This is a genomic window from Salipiger sp. HF18, assembly GCF_011806505.1.
Lineage (GTDB): Bacteria > Pseudomonadota > Alphaproteobacteria > Rhodobacterales > Rhodobacteraceae > Salipiger > Salipiger thiooxidans.
This window is the reverse complement of sequence record NZ_JAATOS010000167.1, coordinates 1-8,117: the sequence shown is the minus strand read 5'-3', so window position 1 is coordinate 8,117 and position 8,117 is coordinate 1. Positions and strand designations below refer to the sequence as shown.

At 70.1% G+C, this 8,117-nt stretch carries 7 protein-coding genes; 4 read left to right on the top strand and 3 right to left on the bottom strand.

The window, feature by feature from the left end; translation table 11 throughout:
- From HC022_RS14380 to HC022_RS14370, 3 genes are all read left to right on the top strand, one after another.
- Positions 1–765, top strand: a 765-nt coding sequence (locus HC022_RS14380; RefSeq protein WP_167452911.1) for a DctP family TRAP transporter solute-binding subunit, incomplete at its 5' end; no start/stop codon positions are given.
- Positions 766–834: 69 nt separating this feature from the next.
- A complete protein-coding gene (locus HC022_RS14375; protein ID WP_008885327.1) occupies positions 835–1,344 on the top strand; it encodes a TRAP transporter small permease in 510 nt (169 codons plus the stop codon).
- Positions 1,345–1,351: 7 nt separating this feature from the next.
- On the top strand, positions 1,352–2,629 hold the full coding sequence (locus tag HC022_RS14370) for a TRAP transporter large permease (RefSeq protein ID WP_008886153.1): 1,278 nt from the start codon (positions 1,352–1,354) through the stop codon (positions 2,627–2,629).
- A gap of 208 nt (positions 2,630–2,837) precedes the next feature.
- Here HC022_RS14370 and HC022_RS14365 read toward each other — a convergent pair whose 3' ends face one another.
- The 3 genes from HC022_RS14365 to HC022_RS14355 are packed head-to-tail and all read right to left on the bottom strand — an operon-like array spanning position 2,838 to position 6,871.
- Entirely contained in the window at positions 2,838–4,238 is a 1,401-nt protein-coding gene (locus tag HC022_RS14365) for an FGGY family carbohydrate kinase (protein ID WP_167452910.1), read from the bottom strand.
- A 3-nt stretch (positions 4,239–4,241) separates the two neighbouring features.
- Positions 4,242–5,474, bottom strand: coding sequence for an NAD(P)/FAD-dependent oxidoreductase (locus tag HC022_RS14360; protein WP_167452909.1), 1,233 nt, complete (start codon positions 5,472–5,474; stop codon positions 4,242–4,244).
- The gene (locus HC022_RS14355) at positions 5,471–6,871 is read right to left on the bottom strand and encodes an NAD(P)/FAD-dependent oxidoreductase (protein ID WP_167452908.1); all 1,401 of its coding nucleotides are present in this window, start codon (positions 6,869–6,871) and stop codon (positions 5,471–5,473) included. Before HC022_RS14355 ends, HC022_RS14360 begins: the two co-directional genes overlap by 4 nt.
- 170 nt (positions 6,872–7,041) lie before the next feature.
- Between HC022_RS14355 and HC022_RS14350 the strand changes: the two genes are divergently transcribed.
- The coding region (locus HC022_RS14350) for an FAD-binding oxidoreductase (protein ID WP_167452907.1) at positions 7,042–8,117 on the top strand (1,076 nt) is incomplete at its 3' end.

Below are 8,117 nucleotides of genomic sequence, written 5' to 3'. Positions count from 1 at the left end.
CTGCAGGGCGGCCTGCAGGAGATGCTGATCACCTCCTCGACCAACCTCATCAAGTACAACGAGCGCTTCCAGCTCATCGACCTGCCCTTCGCCTTCGCCGACGACGCCGCCACCGACAAGGTGCTGCTCGGCCCGGTGGGCGACGAGATGCTGGCCGGGCTCGACGGCTCGGGCATGAAGGGCCTGACCTTCGTCGACAACGGCTTCCGCGACCTGTCGAACTCCAAGCGCCCGATCGAAAAGCTGGCCGACTTCGATGGCCTGAGCTTCCGCGTGATCGGCGCGCCGGTGTTCATCAACACCTTCGAGGCGCTCGGCACCAACCCCGTGCCGATGCCCTTCCCCGAGGTCTACACCGCGCTCGAGACCGGCACCGTCGACGGCCAGGACAACCCGCTGCTGACCGTGCGTGACCTGAACTTCTACGAGGTGCAGGACTATCTCACCACCTCCAAGCACGCCTACTCGGCGCTGGTCATGCTGATCTCGCAGCCGTTCTGGAACAGCCTCTCGGACGACGACAAGGCCATGCTCCAGCAGGCCGCCGACGAGACCGCCATCGAAAACCGCAAGATCATGCGCGCCGCCGTCGAAGAGGCGAAGGCGTTCCTCGCCAGCGACGAGGGCGGCATGACCGTCTCCGAGCTCACCCCCGAGGCCCGCGCCGAGATCGTCGAAGCGGTCGCCCCGGTCACCGAGGGCCTCGTCACCGACGCGATCCGTCCGCTCTACGAAGAGATGCAGGCCACCCTGGCCGAAGACTGATCGCCCTGCCGGGGCCGGTGCATGCTCCCGCGCCGGCCCCTTCTTCCTTCTCCAGCCCAGGAGTTCTGAATGCGCGCCCTACGTCTGGCCGAACGGCTTCTCGAAGCCATGGTGGCCTTCCTCCTCTTCGCCCTCGTGGCGATGGTCTTCACCAACGTCATGATGCGTTTCTTCTTCAATTCCGGCATCGTGGTGACCGAGGAGCTTTCGCGCATCGCCCTCTCCATCCTCATCCTCACCGGCGCCGTTCTGGCGCTGATCCAGCAGCGCCACATCGCGATGACGCTGGTGGTCGACCGCCTGCCCGAGCCCGCCAAGAAGGCTGTCGTGGCGCTCACCGGCGCGGTCATGCTCTACGGCAACTTCCTGCTGGCGCAGGGCGCATGGATGCAGGCCAAGCTGAACTTCTCGTCGAACTACCAGATCTCGGGGCTGCCCTCCGCCACCATCTACGTCGCCGCCACCCTGGCCGGCACCGCGCTCGCGCTGGTCGTGGCCGGGCGCATGGTGCTGATCCTCTCGGGCCGCATGCCTGCCGACAAGTTCTTCCAGGCGGCGTCCGCCGACATCGCGGAGTAACCGTCCCATGACCTTCGTCGTCTTCCTCTCGGTCCTGATCCTCGGCATCGTGCTGGGCCTGCCGATCGCCTGGGCACTGATCGCCTGCGGTATCGCGCTGATGCTGCATCTGGACTATTTCAACGCCCAGATCATCGCCCAGAACATGATCCTCGGCACCGACAACTTCATCCTGCTGGCGATCCCCTTCTTCATCCTCGCGGGCGAGCTTATGAACCGCGGCGGGCTGTCGCGGCGCATCATCGAGGTCGCCATGGCCGCCTTCGGCCACCTGCGCGGCGGGCTCGGCTACGTGGCGATCTGCGCCTCGCTGATCATGGCCTCGCTCTCGGGCTCGGCCATCGCCGACAGCGCCGCCCTCGCCGCCATCCTGATCCCGATGATGAAGCTCGGCGGCTACCCCGAGGGCTCGTCCGGCGGCCTGCTCGCCGCGGGCGGCGTCATCGCCCCGGTGATCCCGCCGTCCATCGCACTGGTGGTCTTCGGCGCCATCGCCAACGTCTCGATCAGCGGGCTCTTCATGGCGGCCATCGTGCCCGGCATCCTGATGGCGGGATCGCTGGTGCTGGCGTGGCGCTTCGTGTCGCGTGGCGGTGCCTTTCAGACGCTCGAGCGCAAGAGCCGCGCCGAGATCCTGCAGGCGCTGTGGAAAGCCCTGCCCGCGCTGGTGCTGCCGGTGGTGGTGATCGGCGGCCTGCGCGTGGGCGTCTTCACGCCGACCGAGGCCGCGGTGATCGCCGCCGTCTACGCGGCGCTCGTCGGCGCCTTCGTCTATGGCGAGCTGACCCTCAAGAGCTTCTACGAAGGGCTCGTCGAGGCCGGCAAGACCTCGGCCGTGGTGATGTTCCTCATCGGCACCTCGATGGTCTCGGCCTGGCTCATCACCATCGCCAACCTGCCGACGCAGGTGATCGCCTTCCTGCAGCCGTTCATGGACAGCCCGCAGATGCTGGTCGGCATGATCGTCGTGCTCACGCTGCTGCTGGGCATGGTGCTCGACTTCACGCCGCTGAGCCTGATCCTGATGCCGATTGTCATTCCGCTGGGCAAGGCCGCAGGGATCGACCTGATCTACTTCGGCGTGGTCTTCACAATCGCCGGGGCGCTGGGGATGCTGACGCCGCCGGTCGGCAACGTGCTGAACGTGGTCGCGGGCGTCGGCAGGGTGCGGCTCGACCGGATCATGGTCGGCGTGCTGCCCTTCCTCTTCGCCGAGATCGCGGTGCTGCTGCTGCTGGTGCTCTTCCCGCAGATCATCACGGTGCCGCTGGGCCTGCTGCGGTAAGCCACGACAGAACAAGGCCAGGCGCTCCGGGACGAACACCGGACCGCGGGCCGACGCGCGGACTCTCCCTCCGCGCAGGCGCCGTCCCGCCCACCGGGGCGGCGTCTACTTTTCCGGGGATGCCGGTTCGGGCGATGTCCGGACCGCCGTTCCGCGCACACAAAAAAGCCCCGCCGGAGCGGGGCTTTTCCATAAAAGCGCTGGTGCCTCAGTCGCGCCAGCCACGGGCGCGGTCGACCGCCCCGGCGAAACGGGCCATGCGGCCAACGCGGTCGCAGGGCCGCGGCTTCACCGTGGCGCGCAGCGGCGGCGCAGGCAGGGTCGCGCCAAGTCCCAGCGCCGCGAGCTGGGCGGCACCGACGCCGGTCAGCTCTTCGGTGGCGGGCAGCACGATCTCGGCGCCCGTGACGTCGGCAAGGAACTGGCAGAGGTAGGGCGCGCGCGCCAGCCCGCCGTCCATCGAGATCCGCGCCACCGGACCGCCCTGCCCCATGCGGGCAATGACCTCGGCCGCGCGCAGGGCGATGCCCTCGATCAACGCCTGGGCCATGTCATCGCGCGTGGTGGCCCCGGTCATGCCGATGAAGAGCCCGGCGGCGCTGCCATCCCAATGCGGTGCGGCCAGACCCGAGAGCGCCGGGACGAAGGCCAGCCCGCGGTCGATGGCGGGCGCGGCCTCGAACCCGGCGAGCGCCGCAGGACCGTCGAGCAGCCCGATGCGCTGCGCCCACTCCACCGCGGCCCCGGCGGCATGCACGCCACCGTCCACGGCATAGGTGGTCTCGTCCCCGACGCGCCAGGCGACGGTGGGCAGGAGCCCGCTGTCATCCTGGGCGGGCCGCTCGGGGCCTGTCACCGCAAGTGCGAAGGCACCGGTGCCGAAGGTGATCTTGGCATCCCCCGGCGCCCGGCAGCCGTGGCCGTAAAGCGCCGCCTGCTGGTCGACCACCGCCGCCGTGACAGGCACGCCGTCGATCTCGCCGAAATCCGAGACCGTGGGACGGATCTCGGGCAGGCAGTCGAGCGGCACGCCGAAGTTACGGCAGAGCTCGGGGTCCCAGTCGCCGGTCCCGAGCGACATCAGAGAAGTGCGCGACGCGGTGGTCACGTCGGTGAGCGCGCGCCCGGTCAGGTGCTGGAGAAAGAACGCATCGGTGGTGCCAAGCCGCAGCCGGCCGGCGCGATGGGCTTCCTGCACGCGGCGCTCGTTGTCACCGAGCCACGCCAGCTTGGACGCCGAGAAATAGGGATCGAGCGGCAGCCCGGCCCGCGCGCGCACCATCGGCGCGGCCCCGGCCATACCGGCCAGCCGCGCTTCGGTGCGGCGGTCCTGCCAGACGATCACGGGCGACAGAGGCGCGCCGGTCACCGCGTCCCACGCCAGGCAGCTTTCGCCCTGGTTCGAGAGCGCGATGGCATCGACCCTGCCCGCCGCGTTGATCACCGCGCGCAGGTTCGCGAGCAGCTCCATCGGGTCGTGCTCGACCCGGTCGGCGGCGGGGAAATGCTGGGCGTGGCGGACCGAATGCACGATCTCGACCGCACCGCTGTCGTCGGCCACCAGACCCCGGGTCGAGGTCGTGCCCTGGTCGAGCGCGAGAATGCGCATGGTTCAGTCGTCCCTTTCCAGCCCGAGGTGAAGATCGCCGCTCAGCGCCGCCGCGTCCAGTGCCGGCACCCGCAGGCGGATCGGCTGTTCGGGATAGGCGCGCAGGGTCTTCACCACGAGCTCGCGCCCGGTCGCATCGCGCAGCACCAGCCGCCCGCGCGCCGCGCCCTCGGCGCGGATATTGAGCTCGGTGGCGCCGCTGATGCGCTGCGGCACCACGTAACGCAGCCCATCGCCGGGGCGCACCACGGCGCCGGCCCGCGACGCGGGCTCGGTCGTCTCGCCGGTCTCGGCGGCCAGCTCGCGCGCGATCACGCCCGCGACGCGCCGGCCTTCGGCCCAGCAGACGCCCGCGGTCTCGACCGGGTGCAGCACGTTGCCGGCCACGAACACGTGCGGATCCGAGCTGCGGCCCTCGGCGTCGATCTCGGGCCCGAGCGAGCCCGCATCCAGCGCAAGCCCGCTGGCCCGCGCCAGCGTCGCTTCGGGGGTGAAGCGCCCAGAGAAAACGATGCCGTCGCAGGCGAGCGTGGTCTCGGTGCCGTCGTTGCGGCGCAGGCACAGGCCCTCGACGCGGGTGCGGCCCTCGATCGACAGAAGCTCGGCGCCGGTCAGCACCGGCACCCGCAGCAACGCCGCCAGCGCCATGAAGAGCCGCCGGGTCTGCACCCGCTCGCGGGTCTCGACCAGCGCGACCGGACGCATGCCGTGCCGCACGCAGGTCAGCAGCGCCGAAAGCGCCACCATCTCGCTGCCGACGATCACCGGGCGCAAGAACGGCTTGCGCCCCTCTTCGTAGACAAAGGACTGAAGCGCGGCGGTGTTCATCACCCCCACCGGGCGCAGCCCCGGCGCAAGCCGCTGGGCGCGGGTGCGCTCGCGGTTGCCGGTGGCGATCAGCACGCGGCGGGCGGTGAGGGTCATCGCCCCCTGCGTGGTCGCAAGTTCGAGCACGCCGCCCGGGCGCACTGCAGTCACCGTGTGGTCGGTGCGGATCTCGACGCCCGCTTCCTCGGCGGTGACCACCAGCCGCCGCGCATAGGCGGGGCCGGACAGCACGCGGCGGAACTCGCGCATGCCGAAGGGCGGGTGGCCGCAGTGGCGCGGGATGCCGCCCGCCCTGCCGAAGCGCTCGAGCACCACGACCCGGGCCACGCCCTGCCGCTTCAGCTCGACCGCCGCCGAGAGGCCCGCCGGGCCGCCGCCCACGATGGCCACGTCACAGGTATCGCTCATGCGTCGCCCTCCGGCAGAATGTCGGCACGCAGCTTGCCCTCGGAAAGGGTGGCGACGCGGGCGAGACAGTTGAAGCCCTGGCAGCGCCCCATGGCGCAGCGGGTGCGGCGGCGCAGGCCGCCGAAATCGCCCGGCGGCAGCGGGCTGTCGAGCGCGGCGCGGATCTCGCGCGCGGTGACCATCTCGCAATGGCAGACGATGCCGTCATGGCCGGGGGTCTGATAGTCGCGCGGCAGGTGCTCGGCGAGGTTGGGCATGACCGGCTGCGGTGGCGCGTTCACCGCCCCGCGCACCGCCTGATACGCCCCGCTCCAGAGCGCGAAGACGTGGCTCGCGATGCCGAGCGCGGCGGTGAGCCCGGTCGAGCGGATGCCGCCCGCGCAGTAGTAGCCGAGGTCGGCGTCGGCGTGGACGCGGTATTCCTTGCGCTCGGTGGCCGGGCGCAGCCCCGCGTAGACCGCCGTCACCGGCATGTCGCGCAGCGCGGGCACCAGCTCCACCGCCTTGTCCATGAGCATGTCGAGCTCGGGCCGGGTCACGTCGGGGCGGTCGCGCGCCTCCTGCTCCTCGGCGGTGGGGCCGACCAGCAGGTTGCCGAAGATCGTGCGCGTCAGCACCACGCCCTTGGTGCGGTCATTGGGCACCGGCAGCAGGATGGTGCGCAGGTGCTCCGACGCCGCCTTGTCATAGACCACGAACTGGCCCTTGCGGGGGCGGATCTCGAAGCTGGGCTTGCCGGTGAACATGGTTTCGACGTGGTCGCCGTAGAGACCGGCGCAGTTGACCACGGTGGTCGCCTTCACCTCGCCTGCTGCGGTGTCGAGCACCCATGTCGCACCGTCACGCCGCGCGCCCTTGAGCGCCGCGTTGAAGAGGAAGCGCGCGCCCAGCATCTGCGCCTGCGTGGCATAGGCCAGCGGCGCCGACCACGGGTCGATCACGTGCTCGCGCGGAACCAGAAGCGCACCGCGGACATGGCCCGCCAGAGCGGGTTCGCGCGCCAGCACCTCGGCGCGGCTCAGCAGGCGGGTGTCGGTGACGCCGTTCTCCTGTGCCTGCGCCAGCAGCGTCGGCAGCCGGGCCTCTTCCTCGTCGCTCCAGGCCGCGACCATGGCGCCGGTCTCGAGGACCGGCAGGTTCATCGCGGCGCGGATGTCCATGTATTCCGCGTAGGCCGCCTGCATGCAGGCCAGTTCCAGCGAGCCGGTGGGCGCGTCGAAGCCGGTGTGCAGGATGGCGCTGTTGGCTTTCGAGGCCCCGGACAGGATGTCCGTCGCGGCCTCGAGCACGACCACGGTCGCGCCCTCGAGCGCAAAGCGCCGGGCCATGGCGCAACCGACCACGCCCGCCCCGATGATCGCGACATCTGCCTCTGGCGATGTATGAACCAAGTGCATTCTCCGTCATTCCGCTGCGACTCTGAACTCAATCGCAGCATTTCTTCTGAACGTGCATATTTTTGACCGTTTCCACAATATCGTTCAGTCAATTTTACATGGATCCATTGCAATCGGTCACATCCTGCGGCAATTTTCAGCAACCCAACAGCCCGCCCGGAGCCTTCGCGATGCCCAGCCAGATTCCCTCCGCCACCGCCGCAGAACGCGCCTTCGCCGAGGCGCTGCGCCGCGAGGGGTTCACGGGCGAGGTTTCGACCGAGGCGTCGGACCGGGTGGTGATGGCGACGGACAACTCTATCTATCAGATATTGCCCGGCGCCGTGGTGTTTCCGCGCGACGAGGCCGATCTTGCGCTGGTGGCCCGGCTGCTCGACCGGCCGGAATTCCACGAGGTCGTGCTGCGCCCGCGCGGCGGCGGCACCGGCACCAACGGCCAGTCGCTGGGCGGCGGCGTGGTGGTGGACTGCTCGCGCCACATGACCCGAATCCTCGAGATCGACACCGAGGCCCGCCGCGTGCGGGTCCAGCCCGGCGTCATCAAGGACCAGCTCAATGCCGCGCTGAAGCCGCACGGCCTGTTCTTCGCGCCCGAGCTCTCGACCTCTTCGCGGGCGACCATCGGCGGCATGATCTCGACCGATGCCTGCGGTCAGGGCTCCTGCGTCTACGGCAAGACCTCGACCCACGTGCTGTCGCTGAAAGCGGCGCTGGTGGGCGGCGAGATGCTCGAGACCGGGCGCGCGCCCTATGCGCCACGCGCCGGTCGCGGCGGCGAGGTGCTGCGGGTGCTCGACGAGATCAGTCGCGACGAGGCGGCGCTGATCGAGGAGCGCTTCCCCAAGCTCAACCGTGCGCTTACCGGCTACGACCTTGCCCATATCCGCGACGACGACAGCATCGACGCCCGCGCGGTGCTCTGCGGCTCCGAAGGCACGCTGGCGCTGATCGCCGAGGCCACGCTCAACGTGCTGCCGATTCCCGCCGCCTCGGCGTTGCTGCTGATCTTCTACCCCGACTTCCAGGCCGCGCTGCGCGACGCGCGGGACATGGCGACGCTGGGGGCCACCTCGGTCGAAACCATCGACAGCCGGGTGCTCGGGCTCGCGCGCGAGGAAGCGGGCTTTCCGGCGCTGGCGCATCTCTTCCCGCAGGCGGGCGCCGAGGGTGTCAACATCGTCGAATTCACCGGCGACGACCCCGCGGCGCTGGCCGCCCGCGCCACCGCCCTGCGCGACGAGCTCTC